The organism is Paractinoplanes maris (genome assembly GCF_023544465.1).
Lineage (GTDB): Bacteria > Actinomycetota > Actinomycetes > Mycobacteriales > Micromonosporaceae > Actinoplanes > Actinoplanes maris.
The window spans coordinates 344,918-371,415 of sequence record NZ_JALPVL010000010.1 but is presented as its reverse complement, the minus strand read 5'-3'; the positions used below and the strand labels follow the sequence as shown (position 1 = coordinate 371,415).

Annotated in this window: 27 protein-coding genes; 15 read left to right on the top strand and 12 right to left on the bottom strand. The window is 71.9% G+C overall.

Features of this window, described 5'->3' with window-relative positions; all coding sequences use genetic code 11:
* Positions 1–30 precede the first annotated feature (30 nt).
* From NAG42_RS29250 to NAG42_RS29240, 3 genes are all read left to right on the top strand, one after another.
* Positions 31–1,665 (top strand): ABC-F family ATP-binding cassette domain-containing protein, encoded by a 1,635-nt coding sequence (locus NAG42_RS29250; protein WP_250035060.1) that lies wholly within the window; start codon positions 31–33, stop codon positions 1,663–1,665.
* Between the two features lie 84 nt (positions 1,666–1,749).
* Complete coding sequence (locus tag NAG42_RS29245; protein ID WP_250035058.1) at positions 1,750–3,054, top strand: neutral zinc metallopeptidase; 1,305 nt, start codon at positions 1,750–1,752, stop codon at positions 3,052–3,054.
* Positions 3,055–3,063: 9 nt separating this feature from the next.
* Positions 3,064–3,534, top strand: coding sequence for a molybdenum cofactor biosysynthesis protein (locus tag NAG42_RS29240; protein WP_250035057.1), 471 nt, complete (start codon positions 3,064–3,066; stop codon positions 3,532–3,534).
* On the opposite strand, the gene NAG42_RS29235 is transcribed toward NAG42_RS29240, so the two are convergent.
* Positions 3,527–4,321, bottom strand: coding sequence for an N-formylglutamate amidohydrolase (locus tag NAG42_RS29235; RefSeq protein ID WP_250035055.1), 795 nt, complete (start codon positions 4,319–4,321; stop codon positions 3,527–3,529). The genes NAG42_RS29240 and NAG42_RS29235 overlap by 8 nt on opposite strands.
* A gap of 16 nt (positions 4,322–4,337) precedes the next feature.
* Here NAG42_RS29235 and NAG42_RS29230 point away from each other — a divergent pair, with 16 nt between their 5' ends.
* Entirely contained in the window at positions 4,338–5,972 is a 1,635-nt protein-coding gene (locus NAG42_RS29230) for a methyl-accepting chemotaxis protein (RefSeq protein WP_250035054.1), read from the top strand.
* On the opposite strand, the gene NAG42_RS29225 is transcribed toward NAG42_RS29230, so the two are convergent.
* On the bottom strand, positions 5,956–6,858 hold the full coding sequence (locus tag NAG42_RS29225) for a DMT family transporter (protein ID WP_250035053.1): 903 nt from the start codon (positions 6,856–6,858) through the stop codon (positions 5,956–5,958). The two genes, NAG42_RS29230 and NAG42_RS29225, sit on opposite strands and share 17 nt — an antisense overlap.
* A 273-nt stretch (positions 6,859–7,131) precedes the next feature.
* Here NAG42_RS29225 and NAG42_RS29220 point away from each other — a divergent pair, with 273 nt between their 5' ends.
* From NAG42_RS29220 to NAG42_RS29205, 4 genes are all read left to right on the top strand, one after another.
* On the top strand, positions 7,132–8,148 hold the full coding sequence (locus NAG42_RS29220) for an LLM class flavin-dependent oxidoreductase (RefSeq protein WP_250035052.1): 1,017 nt from the start codon (positions 7,132–7,134) through the stop codon (positions 8,146–8,148).
* A 29-nt stretch (positions 8,149–8,177) separates the two neighbouring features.
* Entirely contained in the window at positions 8,178–8,846 is a 669-nt protein-coding gene (locus NAG42_RS29215; RefSeq protein ID WP_250035051.1) for a chemotaxis protein CheB, read from the top strand.
* A gap of 164 nt (positions 8,847–9,010) precedes the next feature.
* Positions 9,011–10,705, top strand: a complete 1,695-nt coding sequence (locus tag NAG42_RS29210; protein WP_250035050.1) for an Hsp70 family protein — start codon at positions 9,011–9,013, stop codon at positions 10,703–10,705.
* Positions 10,706–10,719: 14 nt separating this feature from the next.
* On the top strand, positions 10,720–11,169 hold the full coding sequence (locus NAG42_RS29205; RefSeq protein WP_250035049.1) for a GNAT family N-acetyltransferase: 450 nt from the start codon (positions 10,720–10,722) through the stop codon (positions 11,167–11,169).
* 70 nt (positions 11,170–11,239) lie between these two features.
* Here NAG42_RS29205 and NAG42_RS45555 read toward each other — a convergent pair whose 3' ends face one another.
* Positions 11,240–12,043, bottom strand: coding sequence for a hypothetical protein (locus tag NAG42_RS45555; protein WP_438872455.1), 804 nt, complete (start codon positions 12,041–12,043; stop codon positions 11,240–11,242).
* Between the two features lie 42 nt (positions 12,044–12,085).
* Here NAG42_RS45555 and NAG42_RS29195 point away from each other — a divergent pair, with 42 nt between their 5' ends.
* Positions 12,086–13,117 (top strand): sialidase family protein, encoded by a 1,032-nt coding sequence (locus tag NAG42_RS29195; protein WP_250035048.1) that lies wholly within the window; start codon positions 12,086–12,088, stop codon positions 13,115–13,117.
* Between the two features lie 94 nt (positions 13,118–13,211).
* Here the strand turns inward: NAG42_RS29195 and NAG42_RS29190 are convergent, their stop codons facing one another.
* The gene (locus NAG42_RS29190; RefSeq protein WP_250035046.1) at positions 13,212–13,811 is read right to left on the bottom strand and encodes a TetR/AcrR family transcriptional regulator; all 600 of its coding nucleotides are present in this window, start codon (positions 13,809–13,811) and stop codon (positions 13,212–13,214) included.
* 62 nt (positions 13,812–13,873) lie between these two features.
* Between NAG42_RS29190 and NAG42_RS29185 the strand changes: the two genes are divergently transcribed.
* The 5 genes from NAG42_RS29185 to NAG42_RS29165 all read left to right on the top strand — a co-directional run bounded on the left by NAG42_RS29185 (position 13,874) and on the right by NAG42_RS29165 (position 19,756).
* A complete protein-coding gene (locus NAG42_RS29185; protein ID WP_250035045.1) occupies positions 13,874–15,037 on the top strand; it encodes an acyl-CoA dehydrogenase family protein in 1,164 nt (387 codons plus the stop codon).
* Positions 15,027–16,232 carry an acetyl-CoA C-acetyltransferase gene (locus tag NAG42_RS29180; RefSeq protein ID WP_250035044.1) on the top strand — a complete coding sequence of 402 codons (1,206 nt, stop codon included), beginning with the start codon at positions 15,027–15,029 and terminating at the stop codon, positions 16,230–16,232. The genes NAG42_RS29185 and NAG42_RS29180 overlap by 11 nt, the downstream gene beginning before the upstream one ends.
* The gene (locus NAG42_RS29175; RefSeq protein WP_250035042.1) at positions 16,232–18,241 is read left to right on the top strand and encodes a 3-hydroxyacyl-CoA dehydrogenase NAD-binding domain-containing protein; all 2,010 of its coding nucleotides are present in this window, start codon (positions 16,232–16,234) and stop codon (positions 18,239–18,241) included. The genes NAG42_RS29180 and NAG42_RS29175 overlap by 1 nt, the downstream gene beginning before the upstream one ends.
* Positions 18,238–19,335 (top strand): CaiB/BaiF CoA transferase family protein, encoded by a 1,098-nt coding sequence (locus tag NAG42_RS29170; RefSeq protein ID WP_250035041.1) that lies wholly within the window; start codon positions 18,238–18,240, stop codon positions 19,333–19,335. The genes NAG42_RS29175 and NAG42_RS29170 overlap by 4 nt, the downstream gene beginning before the upstream one ends.
* Positions 19,336–19,399: 64 nt before the next feature.
* Positions 19,400–19,756, top strand: a complete 357-nt coding sequence (locus NAG42_RS29165; protein WP_250035040.1) for a hypothetical protein — start codon at positions 19,400–19,402, stop codon at positions 19,754–19,756.
* A 55-nt stretch (positions 19,757–19,811) separates the two neighbouring features.
* Here NAG42_RS29165 and NAG42_RS29160 read toward each other — a convergent pair whose 3' ends face one another.
* Positions 19,812–20,225 carry an immunity protein CdiI family protein gene (locus tag NAG42_RS29160; RefSeq protein WP_250035039.1) on the bottom strand — a complete coding sequence of 138 codons (414 nt, stop codon included), beginning with the start codon at positions 20,223–20,225 and terminating at the stop codon, positions 19,812–19,814.
* A gap of 283 nt (positions 20,226–20,508) precedes the next feature.
* On the opposite strand from NAG42_RS29160, the gene NAG42_RS29155 reads away from it, so the two are divergent.
* Entirely contained in the window at positions 20,509–20,814 is a 306-nt protein-coding gene (locus NAG42_RS29155) for a hypothetical protein (protein WP_250035038.1), read from the top strand.
* Between the two features lie 73 nt (positions 20,815–20,887).
* Here the strand turns inward: NAG42_RS29155 and NAG42_RS29150 are convergent, their stop codons facing one another.
* The 7 genes from NAG42_RS29150 to NAG42_RS29120 all read right to left on the bottom strand — a co-directional run bounded on the left by NAG42_RS29150 (position 20,888) and on the right by NAG42_RS29120 (position 26,486).
* Positions 20,888–21,703, bottom strand: a complete 816-nt coding sequence (locus NAG42_RS29150) for a M15 family metallopeptidase (protein WP_250035037.1) — start codon at positions 21,701–21,703, stop codon at positions 20,888–20,890.
* Between the two features lie 210 nt (positions 21,704–21,913).
* Positions 21,914–22,933 carry an ABC transporter ATP-binding protein gene (locus tag NAG42_RS29145; protein WP_250035036.1) on the bottom strand — a complete coding sequence of 340 codons (1,020 nt, stop codon included), beginning with the start codon at positions 22,931–22,933 and terminating at the stop codon, positions 21,914–21,916.
* Entirely contained in the window at positions 22,930–23,784 is an 855-nt protein-coding gene (locus tag NAG42_RS29140; RefSeq protein WP_250035034.1) for an ABC transporter permease, read from the bottom strand. Before NAG42_RS29140 ends, NAG42_RS29145 begins: the two co-directional genes overlap by 4 nt.
* Positions 23,772–24,671 (bottom strand): ABC transporter permease, encoded by a 900-nt coding sequence (locus tag NAG42_RS29135; RefSeq protein WP_250035032.1) that lies wholly within the window; start codon positions 24,669–24,671, stop codon positions 23,772–23,774. The genes NAG42_RS29140 and NAG42_RS29135 overlap by 13 nt, the downstream gene beginning before the upstream one ends.
* Complete coding sequence (locus NAG42_RS29130) at positions 24,664–25,782, bottom strand: ABC transporter substrate-binding protein (protein WP_250035030.1); 1,119 nt, start codon at positions 25,780–25,782, stop codon at positions 24,664–24,666. Before NAG42_RS29130 ends, NAG42_RS29135 begins: the two co-directional genes overlap by 8 nt.
* A 207-nt stretch (positions 25,783–25,989) precedes the next feature.
* Positions 25,990–26,178 (bottom strand): hypothetical protein, encoded by a 189-nt coding sequence (locus tag NAG42_RS29125; RefSeq protein WP_250035028.1) that lies wholly within the window; start codon positions 26,176–26,178, stop codon positions 25,990–25,992.
* Positions 26,178–26,486, bottom strand: coding sequence for a putative quinol monooxygenase (locus NAG42_RS29120; RefSeq protein WP_250035027.1), 309 nt, complete (start codon positions 26,484–26,486; stop codon positions 26,178–26,180). Before NAG42_RS29120 ends, NAG42_RS29125 begins: the two co-directional genes overlap by 1 nt.
* Positions 26,487–26,498 lie beyond the last annotated feature (12 nt).

The following is a 26,498-nucleotide window of genomic DNA, read 5'->3' as shown; positions in this document are numbered from 1 at the left end:
CCGGTTCCTCTCCCCTAAGATGACCCTCCGATGAGTGCCACTCTGATTGCCCGCGATCTGGCCGCCGGGCACGGCGACCGCGTCCTGTTCTCCGCGCTCGACCTGGTGGTCGCCCCCGGCGACGTGATCGGGCTGGTCGGTGTCAACGGCGCCGGGAAGACGACGCTGTTGCGGACGCTGGCCGGGCTGGTTGCACCGGAAGGCGGCACTGTCACACTGAGCCCGCCCACCGCCAACGTCGGCTACCTGCCGCAGGAGCGGGAGCGGCGCGACGGCGAGACCGTCCGGGACTTCCTCGCCCGCCGCACCGGTGTCGGGCCGGCTCAGCTGGCGCTGGACGCCGCGACCGAGGCCCTCACCGAGAGCCGGGCGGGCGCCGACGACGAGTACGCGACCGCGCTGGAACGCTGGCTCGACCTGGGTGGCGCCGACCTCGAGGAGCGGGCCGAGCAGGTCGCCGCCGAGCTCAACCTGACGGTCAGCCTCGACCATCTGATGACCGCGCTCTCCGGTGGACAGGCCGCGCGGGCCGGCATGGCGTCGCTGTTGCTCAGCCGGTACGACATCTTTCTCCTCGACGAGCCGACCAACGACCTCGACCTGGACGGGCTGCGGCGGCTCGAGGATTTCATGGGGCGGCTCGGCAAAGGGGTTCTGCTGGTCAGCCACGACCGGGAGTTCCTGACCCGCACGGTGACCAAGGTGCTCGAGCTCGACCTCGCTCAGCAGCAGGTCAACCTGTACGGCGGCGGGTACGCCAGTTACCTCGACGAGCGCGAGCGGGGACGGCGGCACGCCCGGGAGCAGTTCGAGGAGTACGCCGGCAAGAAGGACGACCTGCTCGAACGGGCGCGCATGCAACGGGCCTGGATGGACAAGGGGGTGCGCAACGCGCGGCGCAAGGCTCCGGACAACGACAAGATCGCCAAACACGCGCGGGGCGAGACCAGCGAGAAGCAGGCGGCCAAGGCCCGGCAGACCGAGAAGATGATCGAGCGCCTGGACGTGGTCGAGGAGCCCCGCAAGGAGTGGGAGCTCCGCATGGAGATCGCCGCGGCGCCGCGGTCCGGCTCGGTGGTGGCCACCCTGCGCGACGCTGTCGTGGAGCGGGGGGATTTCCGGCTGGGCCCGGTCACGGTGCAGATCGACTGGGCCGACCGGGTGGCGATCACCGGGGCCAACGGCAGCGGCAAGTCGACCCTGCTGGCGGCGTTGCTGCAGCGGATCCCGCTCACCGAGGGCAGCGCGCACCTCGGGTCGGGGGTGGTCGTCGGCGAGATCGACCAGGCACGGGGGCTATTCCTGGGGGACAAGTCGCTGGCGCTCGCGTTCGGCGAGGCGGTGCCCGAGCTCAGCGACGCCGAGGTGCGCACGTTGCTGGCGAAGTTCGGGCTGCGCGGGCCGCACGTGCCGCGGCCGGCCGGGAGCCTCTCACCGGGTGAGCGCACCCGGGCGGCGCTGGCGCTGCTGCAGGCGCGCGGGGTCAACCTGCTCGTGCTGGACGAGCCGACCAACCACCTCGACCTGGCCGCGATCGAGCAGCTGGAGTCGGCCCTGGAGTCGTACGAGGGAACTTTGCTCCTCGTCACTCATGACCGCCGCATGCTGGACGCCGTCACGATCACGCGCCACCTCGAACTGGCCGACGGCAAGGTCACCGGCTGAGCGATTCATCGATGTCGCCACGGTTGATGTGCCCCGGACGTGGGGACTTACCGTCGATGAGACCGGATCGTCGAGGGGAAGCCGATGGCGGCTAAGCGTCTGTTCACCACCGCCCTGGTCGCGGCGATCGGGCTGCTCGGCGGCTGCTCGATCGTCTCCGTCGAGCAGGAACGCCGACCGGCCCGCTCGGCCGAGGACGTGGTCACGCCCGCCCTCCAGGACGTCGAGCGGTTCTGGACCGCGCAGTTCAGCAGCATCGCCGACGGCGCCACATTCGTTCCCGTCCAGGGTGGCCGGTTCCCCTACTCCGAGAACGACCCGCCGCCGGCGTGCGGCGGTCAGCAGTCGGGGTACGAGCCGAACGCGTTCTACTGCCCGCCGGACGACTTCATCGCCTGGGACGCCCAGACGCTGATCCCGCAGTTGCAGGAGGACTTCGGGCCGCTGCTGGTCGGCTTCGTGATGGCCCACGAGTACGGGCACGCCATCCAGACCCGCATCGGGACCGGGAACCAGCCCACCGTCGTGCTCGAGCAGCAGGCCGACTGCTACGCCGGGGCCTGGCTGGCCGACGTGCTGGCGGGCCGGTCGACGGCCTTCAAGGACGTGACCCCGGCCCAGCTCGACGACACCGTCGCCGGCATGTTGTCGCTGCGTGACCAGCCGGGCACCCCGGCGCTGGCCGAGGGTGCGCACGGCAACGCGTTCGACCGCATCCGCGCCCTGCAGGACGGCGTGGACGAGGGCGTGACGACCTGCGCCGGCTACCGCCGCACCAACCTGCCGGTCACCGAGGTGCCGTTCCAGACCGAGCGGGACGCGGCGACCGGCGGCAACCTGCCCTACGACAACGCGGTGAGCTCGCTGGCCGACGACGCCCAGGCCTACTGGCAGCGCACCTATCCGCGGCTGACCGGCCAGACGTGGGCCGACCTGGCGGTCCAGCCGTTCCGCGCCGGCGAGCCGCCGGACTGCCCGCGGCCCGACGCGTCGGCCGAGGGCGCGGCGTTCTACTGCCCCGACGGTGACTTCGTGGCGTTCGACAGCACCCGTCTGGGTCCGGCGCTGCACGACCGGATCGGCGACTTCGCCATCGGCATGCTGCTGGGCGACCTCTTCGCCCGGGCCGCGCAGACCCGCCGCGGCCAGCCGACGCGCACCGAGCAGGGGCAGCTCATGGTCGACTGCCTCGCCGGCTCGTGGACCAACGACCTGCTCACCCGGCCCGCCAACAGTGAGCTGACCCTCTCCCCCGGTGACCTCGACGAGGCCGTGCAGGCCCTGCTGGCCTTCGGCCGCAACTCCGAAGGGGACGGCACGACCGCGTTCGAGCGCATCGCGGCCTACCGCGAGGGCACCTTGAAGGGGCTGGCCGCCTGCACCGATTAACATCGTCGCGTGCCGGAGATCGTCGAACTGCTCGCCTCGCCGGTGCATCGGTTCGAGGGGCGGCCGTCCGACGGTCCGGCGCCGGCACCGCCGGGAGAGCTGGTCGATCACGTACGGGTCCGGGCTGGGCTGGGCATCGCCGGTGACCGGTATTTCGGGCGGCCGGCTCATCACGACGCGAGCGTGACCGTGATCAGTCAGGAGTCGCTGCCACCGGGCACCGGGCTGGTCGCGGTGCGGCGCAACATCCTGATCGCCGGTCTGCCGGTCGACGACCTGATCGGCTCGGTGCTCACCCTCGACTCGGGCGACGGCCCGGTCCGGCTGCGGGTCAACCGGCGGGCTCACCCGTGCGCGTGGATGGACGTCACGGTCGGCCCGGGCGCGTGGAAGGCGCTGCGCGGCAAGGGTGGCATCCGCTGCACCCCGCTCGACGACGGCGTTCTGCGCGTCGGCCCGGTGCGGGCCGAGGTCAGCTGACCGTTGCGGCCAGGACGGCCAGCGCGCCTGCCAGCTCGTCCAGACCTCGGGGGTCATGCACGTAGAGGTCGCGGCGGATCTCGATCATCAGCGCCGTCACGGCCGGCTCGCGGCGGTGGTAGCGCAGCGGGACGTAACAGCCGGCGAACGGGGTGTTGACCTCGACCGCGAACGGGCCGAACCCGGTGAGCAGCTCGGGCGGCGTGTGGAAGTCGTCGGCGCCCAGGCAGACCGGCGGGCGCGGACCGTCGCCGTGCAGTTCGTAGGGCAACGCCTCGGCCGGGTAGGAGTGCACGTCGAGGATCACCGCCCGGCCGGTGGCGGCCAGGCGGTCGGCCACCAGGTCGGTCATGGCCCGGGCGTACGGGTCGTAGTGCTCCCGGATCAGCGTCGCATCACGCCCCGGATCCTCCCCGCGCAACCGGCGGCCGGCGTAGCCGTGGGTGTAGACCGCCGCCATGCCGGCCGCCAGCATCTCCTCGCGCTCGTCGGGGAACCGCTCGGGGTCGATGACCAGGCGCGACAGCTGGTTGGTGAAGACCCACGGGCGTACGGCGCACGCGTCCGCCGCCCGGTGCGCGATCACATCGGTGTGCGCGTCGGTGAGGTGATCGAGCTCGTCGTCCAGCGCCGCGTCGTCCAGGACGATCGACGCCCGCGCGGCCGGCGTCAGCTCCCGCGACGCGTGCGGCACGTGCAGGATCACCGGCGAGCCCGGATCGCCGGCCCGCACGTCGAACGCCGCACGACGACGGTTTCGCGAATCTCCCTCGCTTGCGTTGGGCACGACCTAGCGTAAGGCGATGCCGATGATCACGCGTTTCGTCAGCAACATCCGGATCGGCGTGCGTCTCGGCGGCGCGTTCACCGGGGTGTGCCTGTGCATGGTGATCGCCCTCGGCGTCGGGTTGTGGGGACAGAGCACGGCTTCGCGGGCCACGACCGAGCTGGGCCAAGCGGGCGACATCGGCCGGCAGGCGCAGGTCGCCAAGTTCCGCACCGCCGACCTCAACGGCTGGCAGAACGGCTACGCCTTCGACATCGTGCGCGGAGTCGCCGGCGCGACCTCGGACACGGCCGGGCCGCGCCAGAGCTTCCTCGCCTCGGCCGGTGCCTTCCGCGCGAGCGTGGCCGACCTGCGCGACGAGGACCTCGACGCGGGTGAGAAGTCCGCTCTCGACGCCGCCGAGCGGGCCTTCGGGCAGTTCATGACGACCGACGACCAGATCATCGAACTCTTCCGCGCGGGCACGGCGGCCGGCCGCGGTCAGGCCGGCGACCTGGTGGCCGGCGACGCCACCGACCAGATGCGCGAGATCATCACCGCCATCGACGAGCTGACCGGCCAGGCCATCGGCGACGCGGCCGCGGCCGAACGGAGCGCCGAGTCGGCCGCGGCCACCGCGCGCACCTTCATGATCGTGGCCGGGCTCCTGGCCCTGGCCCTGGCCGCGCTGCTCGCCGTGCTGGTCACCCGGAGCATCACCGGACCGCTGAGCCGGACCGTCGACACGCTTCGGGAGGTCTCGGCCAAGAACCTGACCGTACGCGCGCCCGACAGCACCGGTGACGAGCTCGGCGTGATGGGGCGGGCGGTCAACAGCACCCTCGAGGTGCTGCTCGACGCGTTCAACCGGATCAGCGACCACAGCCGTACGCTGTCCGGCGCCTCGCAGGAGCTGACCACCGCCTCGGCCCGCATCGCCGACGCCGCGGCCGGCGCCTCCAGCCAGTCCGACCGGGTCGCCTCGTCGGCCGAGGAGGTGTCGCGCAGCGTGCAGACCGTCGCCGCCGGCACCGAGGAGATGAACGCCGCGATCCGCGAGATCTCCGGCAGTGCCAGCCAGGCCGCCGCGGTGGCCGCCGACGGCGTGGACAGCGCCCGCCGGGCCGGGCAGACCATCGGTCAGCTCGGTCGCAGCAGCGCCGAGATCGGCGAGGTGGTCAAGCTGATCACTGCCATCGCCGAGCAGACCAACCTGCTCGCGCTGAACGCGACGATCGAGGCCGCCCGGGCCGGCGAGTCCGGCAAGGGCTTCGCCGTGGTCGCCAGCGAGGTGAAGGATCTGGCCCAGGAGACGGCCAAAGCCACCGACGACATCGCCGCCCGGGTGCAGGCCATCCAGAACGACACCACCGAGGCGATCACGGCCATCGACCAGATCAGCACCATCATCGGGGCGGTCAACGAGCACTCGACGACGATCGCCGCGGCCGTGGAGGAGCAGACCGCGACGACCGCCGAGATGAGCCGCAACATCGTCGAGGCGGCCACCGGCTCCGGCGAGATCGCCCAGAACGTCTCCGGGGTGGCGACCGCGGCCCAGGTGACCTCGGCCGGGGTCGACGAGGCCCAGCAGACCGCGGAACACCTCGGTGAGATGTCCCGCGAGCTGCAGGAGATCGTCGGTCAGTTCCAGCTCAGCGCACGTCGCTGAACCGGCTCTCCGCGGCCAGGGCCACGATCAGCAGGAAGGCGCCGGCCCAGCCGGCCGGGCCCAGCCGCTCACCCAGGATCAGCACGGCCAGCGCGGTGCCGACGAGCGGTTCCAGCAACGCCATCAGGGCCGCGGTGCCGGCCGCCGTGGTGCGCAGACCCCGGAAGTACGCGGCGTAGCCGAGCGCCGTCGGCCCCAGGCCCAGGAACAGCAGCAGACCGACCGACGCCGGGGTGGCCGTGAAGCTCAGGCCACCCGCGACCGCGATCGGGGCCAGGACCAGCGCGCCGAGCGTGAAGCCGAAGCCGGTGGCGGACAGCTCGTCGAGCCCCTCGACCGGGCGGGCCGCGACCAGGGTCATGGTGGCGAAGCCGGCCGCGGCCAGCAGCGCGAAGCCGGACCCGGCGAGCATCCGGCCCGGCTCGAGACCGTCCGCCGGGACGCCGACCAGCAGCGCCAGCCCGGCCAGGGCGACGGCCGCCGTGGCCAGGACACGGCCGCTCAGCCGGCGGCGGCCGGTGACCGCCTCGGCGATCAGCACCAGCACCGGGGAGGCGCCGATGGTGAGCAGCGTGGCCAAGCTGACCGAGGTGTGCGCGACCGCGGCGAAGTAGGCGGCCTGGAATTCGGCGGCGAGCACGCCGAGCACGGCGACACGGGTCCAGGCGGCCCGGCCGCGCGGGACCGGTTGCCGGGTAGCCACCAGGAAGGCGACCAGCAGCAGGCCGCCCAGGCCGAGCCGGGCGGCGGCCACGCCGAGTGACGAGAGGCCGCCCTCGCGGGCGAGCAGGGTGCCGGTGAGGCCGCCGGTGCCCCACAGGCAGCCGGCGACGATCAGATAGCGGAGTCCGGTGGTGGTGCGGATTTGCGGTTCGATGACAAGCATGGGTTATCGCTCCTGCGACTGCGGATCCGGATGGTCGCGGAAGCGGGACGTGCTGAGGGAATGCGCCGGTGCGCGGCGGGCCGATCAGGGCCGGACGCGATGAGGCTGAGCAGCCGTCCCGCTCAGGTGAGCGGCGGCGAGCCGGTGAGCCAGAGGCGCATGCGCATACTGTAGCGGGCCGCTTGCGAGGGGTGTGCGCGCGGCCACCGCCGTACCGGATCGGGCCGGTGACCGGCGGGAATCGCCGGACCACCGGCGGGGTTGGGGGTTGGCGTGAAGAAGAAGATCGGGTTCCTGTCGTTCGGGCACTGGCGCAACGCGACCGGGTCGCAGACCCGCACCGCGGGCGACTCGCTGCTGCAGACCATCGAGCTGGCCCAGGCGGCCGAGGAGCTCGGCGTCGACGGGGCCTTCGTGCGGGTGCACCACTTCGAGCGGCAACTGGCCTCACCGTTCCCGCTGCTGGCGGCGATCGGCGCCCGCACCTCGCGCATCGAGATCGGCACCGGCGTGATCGACATGCGCTACGAGAACCCGTTCTACATGGCCGAGGAGGCCGCGGCGGCCGATCTGATCAGCGGCGGGCGCCTGCAGCTGGGGGTGAGCCGGGGATCGCCCGAGACGGTGCTGCGCGGGGCCGAGGTGTTCGGCTACGTCCCGCCGGAGGGCGCCGACGCGGCCGCCCTGGCCCGGTCCAAGACCGAGATCTTCCTCGAGGCCATCTCGGGTGCGGCGGTGGCCCGCACCGACCCGGCCCGCACCGGCGTCAGCGGCGGGCTGGCCATCCAGCCGCAGTCCCCCGGTCTGCGCGACCGCATCTGGTGGGGTGCGGGCACCCGCGCGACCGCGCAGTGGGCGGCCGGCATCGGCGTCAACCTGCAGAGCTCCACCCTGCTGTCGGAGGACACCGGCGTGCCGTTCGACGAGTTGCAGGCCGAGCAGATCGCGCTCTACCGCCAGTCGTGGGCCGAGGCCGGCCACGACCGGGAGCCGCGCGTGTCGATCTCGCGCAGCGTGCTGCCGATCACCGAGGAGATCGACCGCGTCTACTTCGGCAACCAGGGCAACGAGGACCAGGTCGGGTTGCTCGAAGGGGTCCGGTCGCGCTTCGGGCGCACGTACGCCGGCGAGCCGGACCAGATCGCCGCGGAACTCGCGGCCGACGCCGCCGTCCGGGCGGCCGACACGATCCTTTTCACCGTCCCGAATCAGCTCGGTGTCGCCTACAACACCCGGATCCTCGAGACGATCACCAAACACATCGCACCGGCCATCGGCTGGAGCGTCTGACCGTCGTCCGATGGCGTAGCCTGAGGGCGATGACGGAACAAGGCGTCCAGGATCTGTCCGCGATGGAGCCGGTCGCGGTCGACCTCAGACTGCCCTCCCCCGATTCCTTCCCGGTGCCGTTCCCGGTGATCGCGCTGGTCGCGTCGGCCGGCGGGATCACCGCGCTCGTGCGGGTGCTCGAGCCGATGCCGTCGGACCTGCCCGCGGCCGTTCTCGTCGCGCTCCACCAGGACCCCAACCGGGCCAGCCAGCTGGCCGAGATTCTGCGGCGCTCCACCCGGCTGCGGGTCACCCTGGCCGCCGACGGCATGCTCATGGAGCCCGGCACCGTCCTGGTCGTCCCGCCCGCCCGCCACTTGCTGGTCACCTCGGAGGCACGGATCGGCCTGATCCCGACCGGGGCCCTGCCGCCGGCCCGGCCGTCGGCCGACCTGATGCTGTCGACGCTGGCCGTCACCTGCGGCACCCGAGCCCTGGCGGTCATCCTGACCGGCATGGGTCACGACGGGCAGGCCGGTGTCCACGCGATCGCCCACTGCGGCGGCACAGTCCTGGCCCAGGACGAGGCCAGCTCGGATTTCTCGTCGATGCCGGCCGCGGCCGTGACCACCGGCCGGGTCCAGCAGGTGCTCGCCGTCGAAGCCATCGCCGAGGCGATCCTGAAACACGTCAACGCCGACCTGGGGCGCGTTTCATAACTGGGGTCAGCCTGGATTTCGTCCGCGTGCGGCCCGCGGCAGGCCGATCACCGGTGGTGTGACCGGCCTCGGCGCAGGTCGGGTCCAGTTGTGGAACCCCCCCAGCGGCGTCCCGGGCATCGTGGCGCAGCGCGATCGCGTGATCACGTGGCACTATGCCTGACATGACCATGCCGGGACGGGCGTGGCGGGCCGGGATCAGCATCGGCACCGCGCACACGGTGGCGATGCTGCGCGCGCCGGGCATGCTGCCCCGCCCGATCCTGGCCGGTGGTTCGCCGCTCACGCCGTCGTCGGCCGACCCGATCTATCCGGGGCACCGCGATCCTCTGTGGGCGGGCTCGCTGATGCCGCGGCACCTGGCCCGCATCGCCGCCGAGGTGCGCCGGGCGGCCGGGCCGCAAGTGGTCGAGACGACCGTGGCGTGCCCGCCCGAGTGGGCCGGTCCGCGGCGGATCGCCCTGGCCGAGGCGGTGACCGCCGCGGGTCTGGGCGGCGTCGAGGTGGTGGGCGAGTCGGTGGCCGCCGCGGCCTGTCTCGGCGACCGGCTCGAGGTGGGCGGGGCGTTGCTCGTGGTCGACGCGGGCGCCAGCAGCTGCGACGTGGGCCTGGTGCGGCGCACCGGGGCGGGATACGAGCAGCACGGGTTCGCCACGGTTGAGGACACGGGCGGCATCCGGCTCGACGCCGACCTGGTGTCGATGGTCGGTGCCCGCCTCGCCGAGCGGGACAAGGCCGTCTGGCACCGGCTGGACGATCCGCTCACACCGGTCGACCGGGCCGCGCGGCTGCTGCTCTGGGAAGAGGTGCGGGCGCTCAAGGAACGGCTGTCGTTCGCGGAGTCGGCCACCCTGACCGTGCCGCTGGCCGACATCGAGCTGACGGTCACCCGGACGGAATTCGAGGCCCTGGCCCGGCCGATGCTCTCCCGGGTGGTGCGCACGCTGGACGAGGCCGGCCCGGCGACGGCGGTGCTGCTCGTGGGTGGGGGCAGTCGCATGCCGCTGCTGCGGTCCCTGGTCGCCGCGGCGACCGGGCTCGAACCGGTCACGGTCAAGGAGCCGGAACTGGCGGTGGCGGAAGGATGCGCGCTGCTGGCTCGCGGCGATGCGCCCCGAACGGCCGCCGCGCCGCTGGTTGCGGCGCCGTTGGTTGCCGCTTCCGCTGTCGCGCGTGTGGTTGGCGCGCCCGGTGACGCGGCTTCGGTTGGCGCAGCGGGTGCCGCGTCTTCCGTCGCCGCGCCGGGTGCCGCGCCCTCCGTTGGCGCGCGGGGGGCCCTGCCTTTGGTTGCCGCGCCGCTGGTTGCCGCGCCGCTGGTTGCCGCGCCGCGGTCGGCGGCGCCTCGGCCGGGGGTGGCGCCGGCTCGGGCGGCCGGGCTCGAGGTCGTCGCCGGGGACGGTTCGACCACGTGGTTCGACCTGCCGTCGCAGCGGGCGGTGACGATCGGCACCGCCGCCACCGCCGATCTGCGGGTGCCGGACTCCTATGCGAGCCGGCGGCACGCCGAGGTCAGCCCGTCCGGTGGGCGGTTCTGGGTGGGCGATCTGGGCAGCACCAACGGGACGACTCTCAACGGGCGGCGGCTGACCGGACCCGAGCCGCTGCACGACGACGACGTGATCGGGGTCGGCAAGACCCGGTTGCGGCTGACGCTTCCGCGCGGTCCGGACACCTCGCTGCCACCCGTCGCGGCGGAGGGCGAACGATCACCGTCCACTTTGCTGATGGCCGGCGGTCTGACGATGGTGGTCGCCGGGGCGGCTTGGTGGCTGCTCTCGGCGTACGCGGGAACGGCTCTGGGTCTGGGCGCGGTGATCGTGGGCCTGGCCGTCCTGGCGGTGGCGTGGCAGCGGCGATGAGGCACAGTGAGGGCATGGACATCCGGCCGGCCCACGGTTCCGACGACGCGGCCCGCGTGCGGCGGCTGGTCGACGACGCGTTCACGCTCTACATCCCGCGGATCGGGTGCCGGCCCATGCCGATGGAGGCCGACTACGACGCCCTGGTGGCCGCCGGGCGCTGCTGGGTCGCGGTCGACGGCGACGACATCCTCGGCGTGCTGCACCTCGAGACGTCCGCGGACCACCTCGAGGTGGTGACGATCGCGGTGGCGCCCGCCGCGCAGGGCCGAGGTGTCGGCGGGCAGCTCCTGGCGTTCGCCGACGAGCGGGCCCGATCGCTGGGGCTGCCCGAGGTGCGCCTCTGCACCAACGAGGCGATGACCGAGAACATCGCGTATTACCCGCGGCGCGGGTTCCGGGAGGTCGGGCGGTCGACCGAGCACGGTTTCCGCCGGGTCTTCTTCGTGAAACCGTTGCCCTGAGCCCGATCATGCGGGGCGGCGCCGGACGTCCCGCACCTCGCCTCGCACCGACGTGATCGACGGGACAGCCTCAGGAGTCCTTGCCGAAGTCGAACTCGAAGGTGCCCGCCTCGACCCGTGAGATCAGCTCGGTGACGTCGGCCGACTGGCGGAACGTGGTGTTCCAGCCCTCGCTGGCCAGGTCGGCCAGCAGCACCGGAGGCGGATCGGCGCGCAGGTCGAGCACCAGCTGCTCGCGGGAGCCGTCGCCGCCGATGATGGCGATGCCGGGATGGGCGGCCACCGAGTCCTGCCAGGCCGCGTGGATCTCGAGCATCTCGCGCGGGGTGTGCAGCCAGACATACGCCCCGCTGTCGGCCAGCCAGCCGCGGCGGAACCACGAGGCCGACTGCAGATGCTCGCGCCACGCGGCCGGGAGCGGCCGGCCGAGCACGGCCTCGGCCTCGGCGAACTCCTCGGCGGCGACCGGGCCGCGGTAGTCGGCCTCCTCGACGATGGCCCCGGTGACGTGCCGGTTGAAATCGTCGAGATCCTCGGCCGGGACCTGACCGGCGCCACGGCCGTCGAAGAAGGCGCGGTCGACCTCGAACCGGGTCACATAGCCGACACCCTCGGCCGGCACGATTTCGTCGCGGACGATCGCTGTCGCCTGCCGCCGGTCGGGCACCGCGGACAGCGGCGCCGGCCACGCTCGCCAGCCGGACCCGGCGACGAGGTCGAGTTCGGCCTGCCCGGTGGGCCGCCAGAGCGTGACAGTGCTGTCGATGCCGCCGATCCTACCGTTCCCGCCGCCGGCGCGGTGGGGCGTGACCCCGCTGAGGAACCACTGGTCAGCGGAGCGGCCGCGGGGCCGGGTCCGGGGCCGGTCCGGCACGCGGTTAGATGGACGCGGAGCCGGAACCTTGGAGGTACGAGCATGCCGACGCCGTTCACTGTGGCCCGGGCCGAAGACGGTCTGCTGGCGCACTTCCCCGACATCGTCAAACTGGCCGACGGCCGGCTGCTGGCGGCCTATCGCGAGGGCACCGCACACGTACGGTCGGACGGGCGCCTCGCCGTGGTCGAGAGCGCCGACGGCGGGCAGACCTGGTCGGAGCCGCGCGTGGTGGTCGACGGGCAGTGGGACGACCGCGACCCCAAGCTGGGGGTGCTGGCCGACGGCACCCTGCTGCTCAGCTACTTCGTGATCAACTGGAGCACCAACCCGCCGCTGCACTCGACCTACGGGACGTTCGTGCACCGCAGCACCGACGGCGGCCGCACCTGGAGCGACGCCATCGAGGTCGGCACCAACATGATCCACGAGAACGGCCGCTACCACCCGGCCGTGCCGACCTGGGCCGCCTCGCACGGCGCGGCGACCCAGCTGCCCGACGGGGACGTGCTCCTGCCGCTCTACGGCCGGCTGCCGGGTCACAAGTGGATGCAGGCGACGGTCGTCCGCAGCACCGACGGCGGGCTGACCTGGCCGGCCGCGAGCGAGGTACTGCTGGCCGAGGACGAGGCGGGCGGCATCCACTACCAGGAGCCGACGCTGACCCTGCTGGACGACGGCGAGCTGGTCGCGCTGATCCGGACCACGGAGAACCGGGCCTACCTCAGCCGCTCGTCGGACAACGGGCACACCTGGACCGAGAAGCAGCCGACCGACATGCCGGCCCAGTCGCACCACGCGCTGGCCCTCAGCTCGGGCGAGGTGCTGGTCACCTATGGCGATCTGTCCTCGCGGTGGGTGGGGCACCGCGAGACGGTGGGGCGGCTCGTGCGCGACCCGCGCAAGACGTGGGACGGGTACGGCGACGTCCAGCTCTACGACTCGGGCCACTCCGACCAGGCCAACCCGTCGAGTGTCGAGGTGGAGCCGGGCCGGTTCCTCACCCTCGGGTTCGACGTCAACGAGGCCACCGTGATCGGCTTCTTCACGACACCGTCCGACTACCCGGCCTGACTCGCGCCGCGGCCGCCCTGCCTCGGGGGCGGCGGCAGCGCGGGTGGTCGCGGCGGGCAGGCGCGGCGGGTGGTCGCGGCGGGTGGTCGCGGCGCTAAGCGTCCGGGAAGACCTGCTCGACCATGGTGAGCAGGGTGGCGGCGAGCAGGCGGTGTACCTGGGCCCGGGTGAGCACGCCGCGGCGCAACCATTCGCTGGCGGTGGAGACGGCCAGGCCCACATAGGAGCGGGCCATCGCGTGCAGGGCCGGGCCGGGCGACTCGTGGCCGACGGCGCGCAGCACGGCGTCGGCGGCGTCGTCGATGGCCTTGGCGATGACCCGATCGACGTCGGAGTCGCCGGCCATGCCGCCGGCCGTGATGGCGGCCAGCCACGAGCGGCTGTGCCGGGAGACCACGTCGAGATACCACCCGACGATCGCGTCGGCCCGGGTCGGCAGGTCACCCTGGGGCAGGCTGGTGATCGCCACCCCGGGGACGGTCAGCATCACCCGGATGACGTCGAGATAGAGGTCTTTCTTGGTGCCGAAGTAGTGGTTGACCAGGCCGCGGGCCACGCCCGCCCCGCGCGCGACGTCGGTGGTGGAGACCTCGGCGTAACCGCGCTCCCCGAACAACCGCACCGCCACCGACAGGATCTGCTCCCGCCGCGCGTCCGGTTCCAGCCGGCGGCGCGGGCCTGCCTCGACACTCACCTCGACGACCATACTGCACCCAGTTGTTGACACCCCGCCAACAAGCCGAAAAGGTAGGACCCATGCCCACCCCAGGACTGGACGGCTATGCCCCGGCGTGGCTCGAGCCCGAACACGACGACCTGGCCGAGCTGGCCCGCGGTTTCTTCCTCAAAGAGGTGCTGCCGCACGCGGCCCGGCACGAGCAGCAGGGTCATCCCGATCGGGAGCACTACCTCAAGGCCGGCGAGCTGGGGCTGCTCGGACTGAGCGTGCCCGAGGAGTACGGCGGGGGCGGTGGCGACTTCACCCACGAGGCGGTGCTGCTGCACGAGCAGACGCTGACCGGGGAGGGCAGCCTGGGCCTGGCTGTGCACTCCGGCATCGTCACGGGCTACCTGGTGGCGTACGGGAACGACGAGCAGAAGCGGCGGTGGCTGCCCGGACTGTGCTCGGGTGAGCTGGTCGGCGCGATCGGCATGACCGAGCCCGGCGGCGGCTCCGACCTCCAGGAGATCAAGACCCGGGCCGTACGCGACGGCGACCACTACGTGATCAGCGGCTCCAAGACCTTCATCACCAACGGTGGTGTCGCCGACCTGCTGATCCTGGCCGTGAAGACCGATCCGTCGCAGCGGGCGGCCGGCATCAGCCTGATCGTCTGCGAGCTGCGCGACGACGCACCCGGGTTCCGGCGGGGGCGGCTGCTCGAGAAGATCGGGCTGCACTCCAACGACACCGCCGAGCTGTTCTTCGACGACTTCCGGGTGCCGGTGGCCAACCTGCTGGAGTCCGAGGGCTCGGGGTTCTTCCAGATGATGCGGCAGCTCCCCCAGGAACGGCTGGTCATCGGGGTCGGCGCGGTGGCGGCCATGCAGCGGGCGGTCGAGCTGGCCACGGCGTACGCGAAGGAGCGGACCGCCTTCGGCAAGCCGCTCATCGGCCACCAGAACACCCGGATGGTTCTCGCCGACTGCGCAACCAGAACGAGGGTCTCGCGCGTGTTCCTGGACGACTGCATCACCCGGCACACCCGAGGGGAGCTCGATGTGGCGACCGCCGCCATGGCCAAAGCGTGGCTCACCGAGGGCCAGTGCGAGGTGGTCGACCGCTGCCTGCAGATCTTCGGCGGTTACGGCTACACGACGGAGTACCCGATCGCCCGGATGTATGCCGATGCCCGCGTCCAGAAGATCTACGGCGGGACGAACGAGATCATGAAGGAGCTGATCGCCCGTGCCCTCTGATGCCTATGTGTACGAGGCTCTGCGCACTCCCCGCGGCCGGGGCAAGGAAAATGGCGCCCTGCACGGCGTGAAGCCGATCTCGCTGGTCACCGGTCTGCTCGACACCCTGCGCAGCCGGCTGCCCGGCCTCGACCCGGCCCGCATCGACGACCTGGTGCTCGGCATCGTGACCCCGGTCGGCGAGCAGGGCGGCGACCTGGCCCGCTCGGCCGCGCTGCTGGCCGGCCTGCCCGACACCGTCGCCGGCGTGCAGCTCGACCGGTTCTGCGGCTCCGGCCTCGAGGCCGTCAACCAGGCCGCGGCCCGCATCCGCTCCGGCTGGGAGCACCTGATCGTGGCGGGCGGCGTCGAGTCGATGTCGCGCAACCCGATGGGCTCCGACGGCGGCGCCTGGTTCCTCGACCCCGAGACCGCGTTCGCGACCGACTTCGTGCCCCAGGGCATCAGCGCCGACCTCATCGCCACGCTCGAGGGCTTCACCCGCGAGCGAGTCGACGCCTGGGCCGTGCTGTCGCAGGACCGAGCGGCCAAGGCGCAGGCGGGCGGCCACTTCGCGCGCTCGATCGTGCCGGTCCGCGACGAGAACGGTCTCGACATCCTCACCGCCGACGAGCATCCCCGGCCCGGCACCACGGTCGAGGGGCTGGGCAAGCTCAAGCCGTCGTTCGCCCGGACGGAGTTCTTCGACACGGTGGCGCTGCGCAAGTTCCACTGGCTCGAGCGGATCGAGCACGTCCATCACGCGGGCAACTCGTCCGGCATCGTGGACGGGGCCGCGGTCGTCCTGATCGGCTCGGCCCAGGTCGGCGAGGAGCTCGGCCTGGCCCCGCGCGCCCGCATCGCCGGGGCCGCCGTGACCGGGGCCGACCCGACCCTGATGCTGACCGGCCCGGCGCCGGCCACCCGCAAGGCCCTGGCCGCGGCCGGGCTGACCGTCGGCGACGTCGACCTGTTCGAGATCAACGAGGCGTTCGCCGCCGTGGTCCTCAAATACATCCGTGACCTCGAGCTCGATCCGGAGCGGGTGAATGTCAACGGCGGCGCGATCGCGCTCGGGCACCCGCTCGGCGCGACCGGCGCGATGCTGCTCGGCACCGCGCTCGACGAGCTGGAACGCCGTGATCAGCGGCGGGCCGTGGTCACCCTGTGCATCGGCGGCGGCATGGGCGTCGCGACCGTCCTGGAGAGGCTCTGATGATCAACTACGAGCGCGACGGCGACGGCGTCGTCACCCTCACCCTGGACGACCCCACCCAGAGCGCGAACACCATGAACGCCACCTACGTGGCCGCCATGACCGCGGCCCTCGACCGGCTCGAAGCCGAGCGGGAGCAGGTCACCGGAGTGATTGTGACCAGCGCCAAGACGACGTTCTTCGCCGGTGGTGACCTGCCCTCGATGGCCCGCGCCACCAGGGACGACGCGCCGGCGCTGTTCGAGCTGCTATCGACGATCAAGCGGGATTTCCGGCGCCTGGAGACCTACGGCCGGCCGGTGGTCGCCGCGATCAACGGGGCCGCGCTGGGCGGCGGTCTGGAGGTGGCACTGGCCTGCCATCACCGCATCGCGCTCGACGCGCCGGGCACCCGGCTCGGCTTCCCCGAGGTCACGCTGGGCCTGCTGCCGGGGGCTGGTGGCGTGACCCGTACGGTCCGGATGCTCGGCCTGGCCCCGGCGCTCACCACCTGGCTGCTCAGCGGCCGGCGCCTGCGCCCGGCCGACGCGCGCGACAACGGCCTGGTCGACGAGGTCGTGCCGACGCCCTCCGCGCTGACCGAGCGGGCCCGGGCGTGGATCGCCGCCAACCCGGACGCGGCCCAGCCGTGGGACCGCGAGGGCTACCGGATGCCCGGCGGCACACCCTCCTCCCCCAAGCTCGCGGCCCAGCTGCCGGCCTTCCCGGCCACCCTGCGCCAGCAGCTCAAAGGCGCCTCGCTGCCCGCGCCGGAAAAGATCCTGGCCACCGCGGTCGAGGGCGCCCAGGTCGACTTCGAAACGGCCCAGGTCATCGAGACGCGGCACCTGATCAGCCTGCTCACCGGTCAGATCGCCAAAAACCTGATCGGCGCGCTGTTCTTCGACATGCGCGCGGTCAACGGCGGCCTCGCCCGCCCGAGTGTCGAGGTGTCGCCGGCCCGCAAGGTGGCGGTGCTGGGCGCGGGCATGATGGGCGCGGGCATCGCGCTGGCCTGCGCCAAGGCCGGCCTCGACGTGGTGGTCAAGGACGTGACCCCCGAGCTGGCGGCCCGCGCGGCCCAGCACGAGCGGATCACCACCACGGCCGACGTGGCCGACCTGGCCGGGTGCGACGTCGTCATCGAGGCCGTGTTCGAGGACCCGGCGTTGAAGCAGGAGGTCTACGCCTCGCTCGAACCGGTCCTCGCGCCGGGCGCGCTGATCGCGTCGAACACGTCCACGCTGCCGATCACCGGTCTGGCCGCCGGTGTCTCCCGTCCGGAGGCGTTCGTCGGCATGCACTTCTTCTCGCCGGTGGGCAAGATGCCGCTGCTCGAGATCATCGTCGGTGAGCAGACGGGGGACGAGGCCGTGGCCCGGGCGTTCGACCTGGCCCGGCGGATCGGCAAGACGCCGATCGTGGTCAACGACGGGCGCGGCTTCTTCACCAGCCGGGTGATCGGCAAGTTCATCGACGAGGCGATCGGCATGCTCGCCGAGGGGGTGCCGGCCGCGTCGATCGAGCACGCGGCGCTGCAGGCCGGCTACCCGACCGGTCCCCTGGCGCTGGCCGACGAGGTCAGTCTCTCGCTGGTGCAGCGCATCCGCCGGCAGAACGCGGCCGCCGAGGGCCTGACCGAGCAGCCGTCGCACGTCCTGGTCGACACCATGGTCGACCAGCACGACCGGCCGGGCCGCGCGGCCGGGCGCGGCTTCTACGCGTACGAGGACGGCAAGCGCACCGGCCTGTGGCCGGGACTGGCCGAGCTGGCCACAGCCGACGGCCGGGCCGTGCCGTTCGAGGACCTGCAGGACCGGTTCCTGTTCGCCGAGGCCCTCGACGCCCGGGCCTGCCTGGACGAGGGGGTGCTGCGCACCGAGGAGGACGGCAACGTCGGCTCGATCCTCGGCATCGGCTACCCGGCCTGGACGGGCGGGGTGCTGCGCTTCGCCCGGCAGCACGACGACTTCCGGGGGCGGGCCTCGGTGCTGGCCGCGCGCTACGGCAAACGGTTCGAGCCCGCATGACGGCGCTGTCCGGCGTCCGGGTGGTCGAGCTGGCCGGGCTGGCCCCCGGGCCGTTCGGGTGCATGATGCTGGCCGACCTCGGCGCCGACGTGGTGCGCGTCGACCGGCCCGGCGGCCCGCTCCTGCCACCGGGCCCGCTCGATCGCGGCCGCCGCACGGTCGTCGTCGACCTCAAGACCCAGGCCGGTCTGGCCGAGCTGCTGAGCCTGATCGCGCGGGCCGACGTGCTGGTCGAGGGCTACCGGCCGGGCGTCGCCGAACGCCTCGGCTTCGGCCCGGCCGAGTGCGAGAGGATCAACCCGCGGCTGGTGTACGCGCGGATGACCGGCTGGGGGCAGGACGGGCCGCTGGCCGCGCGGGCCGGGCACGACATCGACTACATCGCCGTGGCCGGGGCCCTGGAGCCGCTGGGCCGCGACGGGCAACGGCCGCACGCGCCGATCAACCTGCTGGGCGACTTCGCCGGCGGGGGCATGCTGCTCGCGGTCGGTGTGCTGGCGGCACTGCTGGAACGCTCGCGGTCGGGGCGCGGGCAGGTCGTCGACGCGGCCATGGTGGACGGGTCGGCGCTGCTGACGACCTTCCTGCACGGGATGATCGGTGGCGGCGCGTGGCCGGGCGGGCGCGGGGCCAACCTGCTCGACGGTGGGGCGCCGTTCTACGACACGTACGAGACGGCCGACGGTGGGTTCATGGCTGTCGGGGCGCTCGAACCGCCCTTCTACCAGGCCCTGCTCGGCGGTCTCGGCCTCACCGGCGAAGTGCTGCCCGACCAGTACGACGCGGCGGGCTGGCCGGAGCTGCGGGCGCGCTTCACCGCACGCTTCGCGTCCCGCACCCGCGACGAGTGGACCGCGGTCTTCACCGGCCTGGACGCCTGCGTGGCGCCGGTCCTCTCCCCCACCGAGGCGCCGGCCCACCCACACAACCAGGCCCGTCACGCGTTCCTCGACGTCGACGGTGTCACCCAGCCCGCGCCGGCCCCGCGCTTCGGGCGTACGCCGGCCCGGGAACCACAACCCCCCACCGCCGTAACCGTCGCCGAGGTCCTGTCCGGGTGGTCAGCGCCCCTCGACCACGCCGACGTCTCCTAGGGCGATGCCGTTGCAGCCCACGCGTTCCGCTTCACGGCTGCTCCGTGATGGTTAGCGTAAGACGATGTCGGATCCACTACGGCAGTCGTCGTCGACCCGTCCTCGTCGGTGGTGGTTGGCCGTCCTGCTCGGCGCAGCACCACACCTGGTCGTACTGGTCTACTTCGCGTGGCCTCGTGACGTCTGGTTCACCTGGTCCGAAGGCAGTGAGGCCAGCATCCCGTATGTCGTCTACGGTCGGCCCGAGCTCATCATCATTCCGCTCAGCATCCTCGCTGTCCTGGCGCTGACCGCCAGGCGACGTAGTCGGCCGTGGGCGCTCTGGCTGCTTCTGGGAACCTTGGCCGGCGCCACGAGCGTCCTTCTGGTCTTGGCGGGTGCCGCCAGCACCTGGCAATTCGAGTACGACTTCGGCCCGTAGCAGCCGTCGCCAGTCAGCTCCACCGACTCCGGAAGCATGCTCCAGGTGACGCCGCCTACTCTTCTTCCACGCGGCCGGTGACCTCATCGAAGTACACGACCTCATAGCCGGGTCCCAGTTCCTCCCGAACCCTGGCCAGGAGCTGACGTCCATCGGCAACGAAGGCAACCTTCGCCTCTGTGGATGGCCACTCGAACGTCGGACCCAACAGGCGATCATGCTCGTCCGCCCAGTCCTGCAACGCCGCGATCAACGAGACCGACAACGGCAGATCGTCCGGCGCCAGCCCACCTGCCCACCAGTCGACCGCCGGCGACGACATATCAGCGGACGGACGCCCAGCAGTCCAGACATAGTCTCCCGGCGGCAGCGATGGCAGGTCGCCGGGAACAGCCCACAGCGGGAATGCCCCGTAATCCGCCATCACCTTCACCCGCCGCCGAGCAGGCCCGCCGTCATGTCCAGCCACGGCTCCACGCTAAACGCCGAAGACCTCCTGACACGGCCGATCTGAGCACCTCGGAGCGCGACGGCTGCCTTGGCCGGGTGCAGCACCCGGCGCCTGACCGACCTGGACCAGGCAGCCGCAGGGCCTGGTTGCCTCCGAAGCGCGACCTGAGCCGGCTACCGCAGGCATCACGGAGCCGCCCGCGCCCGGGGCGGGAACCCCGGCCGCCGGAGGCCATCCACGGGTGCAGGCCAAAGATCCTGCCCGCCGGAGGCGAGCGTCATGCCGCTGGCATACTCCTGCGATGTCCACATTCCTGACCGCCGAATCGGCCCGTCTTGAACTCCATGACGGCAAGCCGCTGATCCGAGCCGCCGTTTCACCACCTGCGGAGTCACTCGCCGCGGAGTGGTCCGTGATCTCGCTCGTCACCACTCTGATCGTGGACGGCCCAGGAGACCTGGGATTCCTGATGGCCCGTTTCGGCGACGACGGCATCGAGACGCCTACGGGTTGGGAAGAAGCCGTTGCGGCAAGCGGCGGCAGCCACGTCCAGTTCGGCACCGGTCCGGCGGCCCCGGTGGTCTTCGCCCGCCACCTGACTCCCTGAACACCGAGCCCAGCTTCCCCGGTCAGTTCCAGCGTGGCCCCGCGAGCCGGGTGATCTACAGATGGCCAGGTGGTCAACGGTTGGTCAGGCTGAAGTGCATGTAGTCCTTCAGGCTGTTCCAGCGGCCGCCCCAGTGGAAGCCGTTCCAGAGGAAGGCTCGGGCTGCGCCCTCGCGGTGGATCATGCCGATCAGGTAGCGGTTGCGGTTGAGGTAGAAGGCGCTGTTGGCCGGGGACAGGGAACGGCCGCGCAGCATGGGGTTCTGGAACGGGTTGATGTCGATGGCGGTGCCGGTGGCGTGCTCGGACCAGACCTTGGTGCCGCCGACGGAGCGGCAGTTGTAGCCGGCGGTCACCACAGCCATGTTGGTCTGGGTGGGCATGTTGACCCTCATGGGGGCCATGGCCATGATGCGGAAGCGCCAGTTGTAGAGGATGCGGAAGACCTGCTGGACGCGGCGGGCCACGTCGTAGCGGACCACGACGCTGCCCACGTGGTAGGCGCCGGTGAAGTCGATGTAGGACACCCAGACCTTGCGCAGGTTGCCGGGGATCACCGGGCAGCCCGAGGCGGGTTTCCAGTTCACCTCGCCGGCGGTGACCGGGAGGATCTTGGACTGGAACGGGGGCAGCAGGGCCGGTGGTGGGTCGAGACGCAGGACGGCGTCGACCTGGATCGGGGTGGTGAGGGCGATCTGGTTCCACTTGGCCAGATTCTGGGCGCTCACGCCGTATCGGGCGCCGATGTAGCTCAGGGTCTCGTTGGGGCGGACCACGTGCCAGGCCGCGGTGGCCCGCTTCGCCGGTGGGGTGGCCGCGGCCGGGGAGAGTGCCAGGAACGGCACGAGCAGCAGGGCGGACAGGGCGGCGGCTAGGAGTCTGTTCGGCACGGGTACAGACCGTACGAATCAACCCGGGCGTGTCGCAGCGAAACGTGAAACTTGCCCATCATTCAGAATCGCGGCCGGGTGCGGGCGGGGTGCGGGCGGGAGCGGGCGGGAGCGGGCGGGTGCGGCCGGGAACGGGCGGATGCGGCCGGGAGCGGGCGGGTGCGGCCGGGAGCGGCCGGTGCCACGGGAAACCGCGACACCGGCCGGCGGTCAGGCGAGCGCGACCGGGACGGGCTGCAGCGATACGCGTACGGGAGTGCCCGGGGTCAGCGACGGGAGCCGGTCGGTGGCCACCTGCGCGACCACCAGGACGTCGCCGACCGTGATCGTGACCTTGCTGATCGGGCCCAGGAAGCTGGTCGTCAGCACCCGTCCCTCGCCGTCGGTCTCCGGGGTGACCTGCACGGACTCCGGGCGTACGAGGGCAGTGACCGACGCCGTGGAGGACGGCGACAGCAGCGGGAGCCGGGTGCCCAGCACCTCGACCTCGTTGCCCACGACGGTGCCGGGCAGGCGGTTGCTCAGGCCGACGAACTCGGCCACGAACGGCGTCGCCGGGGTCAGGTAGATGTCGGCCGGCGCGGCCAGCTGCTCGAGCTTCCCGGCCCGCATCACGCCCACCCGGTCGGCCACCGCCAGCGCCTCCTCCTGGTCGTGCGTGACGAACAGCGTCGTCGTGCCGACCTCGGTCTGGATCCGGCGGATCTCGTCGCGCAGCTGCACCCGCACCTTCGCGTCGAGCGCCGACAGCGGCTCGTCGAGCAGCAGCACGCTCGGCTCGATGGCGAGTGCCCGGGCCAGCGCGACCCGCTGCTGCTGACCGCCGGAGAGCTGGTGGGGGTAACGGTCGGCGAACGCGGCGATGCCGACCAGCTCGAGCATCTCCTGGGCGCGGGCGAGCGATTTCCCCCGGCCGCGCAGCGACAACCCGAACGACACGTTGGCCAGCGCGGTCAGGTGCGGGAACAAGCTGTACGCCTGGAACACCATGCCCATGTCGCGCCGGTTGGCCGGCAGCGCGGTCACGTCCTTGCCGCCGACCAGGACCCGGCCGCTGTCGGCGTCCTCGAGGCCGGCCAGCACGCGCAGCGCCGTCGTCTTGCCGCAACCGGACGGGCCGAGCAGCGCGATGAACTCGCCGGGCTCGATCGCCAGGTCGAGGTTGTCGAGGGCGTGCACGGTGCCGAACGTCCGGCGCAGCCCGTGGAGTTGTACGGCGACGCCGGTCATGCGGCAGGCTCCTTCGAAGCGACAGAGGCGGCAGGCGCCGCGGGGGCCGCCGGGGCGACGGCGGTGGCAGAACGACGGCGTCCGCCCAGCAGGGACAGCAGGAGCAGCAGGACGAAGGCGAGAAGCAGCGCGGTCAGCGACACCGCCACCGACATGGTCGCGCTGCTCTTGCCCAGGAAGTTGATGGCGACCTGCAGGTTGGTCCGGTTGAGCAGCGACGCGATGGTGAACTCGCCGAGGACCAGCGCCACCGTCAGGAACGCCGCCGACAGCACCGCCGAGCGGATGTTGGGCAGCACGACCCGCCACATCACCGTGCCCCAGCCGGCGCCCAGACTGCGGGCGGCCTCGGCCAGCGTCCGGACGTCGATCGCGGACAGCCCGGCGTCGATCGCGCGATAGGCGTACGGCAGGACCAGGATCGTGTACGCGAAGACGAGCGTCAGCGACGAGCCGCCGAAGAAGTACGTGACCCAGGCGTAGACCGGCGCCAGCCCGACGACCAGCACGATGGCCGGGATCGTCAACGGCAGCAGGCACAGGAACTCGATCACGCGCCGCAGGCGCGGCAGCCGCAGACGAACCCAGACGGCCGTCGGTACGAGCAGGAAGAGCATCAGCAGGGCGGTGAGTGCCGCCTGCGACAGCGACGACGTGATGCCCTCGGCCAGCGCCGGATAGCGCTCGCTCAGCTCGGGCCAGTCGACCAGCGCCGGCCACGTCGTCGAGTCACGCGTCGAGAATTCGACCATGGCGATCAGCGGCAGCACGAAGAAGACGCCGAGAACGGTCAGAACCGTCCACCGGAACACGCGCTGCTTGCGCGCGCGGCGGGCGATCACCCCAGCCATTTGGACGTCCGTTTCTGCAGCAGGGTGTACAGCGTCATCACGACGGACACGACGACGACCATGCCCAGTGCCATCGCCTTGCCGACGTTCTGCTGTCCCAGGAGCACCTCACTGGTGAGGGCGCCGCGGATCTGCAACGGCACGAGCGGGCTCCCCTGGCTCACCAGGGCGGCCGCGGTGGCGTACGCGGAGAAGCTGTTGGCGAACAGCAGGAGCGCCGATCCCAGGAACGCCGGGGCCAGCAGCGGCCCGGCCACCCGGGTCCAGTATTGCCAGGTGGTGCCGCCCAGGCTCTCGGTCGCCTCGCGCCACTGGGGCCGGATGCCGTCCAGGGCGGGCAGGAAGACGATCACCATCAGCGGGATCTGGAAGTACGTGTAGACGAGCGTCAGCCCCGGCAGCTCGAACAGCCACACGCCGTTCTCGTACAGGTTGATGGAGAACGTGTCCTGCAGCCAGACGGTGACGAAGCCGGACAGGCCGATGGTCGCCAGGAAGGCGAACGCCAGGGTGACCCCGCCGAACTGGGCGAGCACGCCGGCCGCCGCGGTCACCACCCGGCGCAGCACGCCATCCGGCTTGGCGGTCACCAAGGCGTACGCCAGAAGGGCTCCCAGGACCGCACCGACGAGCGCACTGATGGCCGAGAGCGCGATGCTGCGGCCGAAGGCGTCCAGGATGTAGGAATTCCCGAGCGCCTTGACGCTGTCGAGGCTGACACCGCCCTCGTTACCGGCGAACGCGCCGAGCACCACGACCAGCGTCGGGATGATCAGGAAGATCGTCACGTACGCGAAGAACGGCACCGTGCCGAGCAGGGCGGTGATGCCCCGCAGGCGCGGCCGCTTGGCCACGCGCTGCGGGACGGCCGCGACGACCTCAGCCAATGGCCTTGGCCCAGTCCGACGCCAGGATCTCTTTGGCCTTGGTGTTCTGGGCCTCGGTCGGGATCACCGGTTCGCCGTCGATCTTGGGCAGCGCGGCGAACGCGGCCTTGTCGATGGTGCCGGCCTTCTCCATGGCCTCGGCCCGCACCGGACGGGCGCCACCCTTGAGCCACAGGTTCTGGCCCTCGTCGGAGTAGAGGAACTCCTGCCACAGCCGCGCGGCGGCCGGGTGCGGAGCGTCCTTGTTGATGGCCTGCACATAGTACGAGCCGAGGACCGCACCGCTGGGGACGAAGGTCTTCCAGGTCTTGAGCTTGGTGGCCTCGGCCGCGTTCAGGTAGTCCCAGTCGAAGACGACCGGGGTCTGACCGGACTGGATGCTGGCCGAGTCGGGGTCGACGGGCAGCAGGTTGCCGGCCTTCTTGAGCTTGCCGAAATAGTCGACACCGGGCTTGATGTCCTCGACCGTGCCGCCGTTGCCGAGCGAGGCGGCCTGCACGGCGCCGAACGCGGAACCGGCCTGGGTCGGGTCGCCGTTGAGCGCGACCTTGCCCTTGTACTCCGGCTTGAGCAGGTCGGCCAGGCTGGTCGGGGCGGGCACCTTGGCGCTGTCGTAGCCGACCGACATGTAGCCGCCGTAGTCGTTCGTCCAGGCGCCGCCCGGGTCCTTCAGGTCCTCCGGGATCTCGGCGTGCTTCTCGACCTTGTACGGCGCGAACATGGCGACGTTGGCCGTCGCGACCGTGGCACCGAGGTCGAACACGTCCGGCGCGCCACCCTGGCCCTTGAGCTGGTTGGCCGCGTTGATCTCGTCCTGGCTCGAGCCGTCCGGCTGGGCCGAGTTCACCTTGATGCTGTACTTGTCACCGAAGGCCTTGATGATCTCGCCGTAGTTCGCCCAGGTCGGCGGCAGCGCGATCACATTGAGCTGGCCCTCGGCCTTGGCCGCCTCGACCAGCTTGTCGATGCCGCCCAGGTCGGCCGCGCTGGCGGCGGTCGCCGCGCCCGAACCCGAGGAAGCGGTCTCCTTCTCGGGCGGCGAGCAGGCCGTCACGGCGGCTATGGTGGTGACCGCCACAGTGATGGCGATCGTGCGGGTAATGGGACGCACCGTTGTTCCTCCCTCTGCGCGCCCCGGATCGGGACGCGCTGGGTGATCATGAAAGTGCTTGCTTGACAGCAGGCGTCCGCAAGGCATCCACCCGGCGACAATCTTTTTGCAGATCAGACGGACTCCGCTGCCGTCTCCGGCCGTTTCCGTGATCGTAAGCCCCGGCGCGATCGATGCCTATAGCTGATCATGAGGACTCGGGCCCGCTCAGAAACCGAGCCCGTCGAGAATGCGCAGGACGACGTTGGTCTTGGTCTCGCCGGCCGGCGGCTCGGCGTGCGCCAGCAGCAGGATCACGTCGTCGACCTGCGCCACCACATCGGCCCGCCCGGCCGCCTCGGCGGCGTCGCGCAGCTGCTTGGCCAGGGTCAGCAGCCGCTGCTGGTCGGCGTCCATCAGCTCAGGCCCAGCCCGAGACCGCCGGCGATGGCCGTCTCCTGGCCGGTGAACTCGCCGGTCAGCATGGGCATGGCCCGGGCGATCGCGGCCCGGGTGGCCGGCAACCGCAGCGAGGCGTCGTGGCGTTCCTTGGACTCCCAGACCTCGGTCACCCAGATGGTCACGTCGTCGGTCTCGGCCAGGCCCACCAGGTAGAGGTGGCAGCCGGCCGCCCGCAGCCCGTCAGCACCACCGGTGAGGATGGCGGCCACCTCGTCGCGGTGACCCGGCTTGGTCTTCATGGAGGCGATGTATCCGTACGGCACGCGATCATCCTG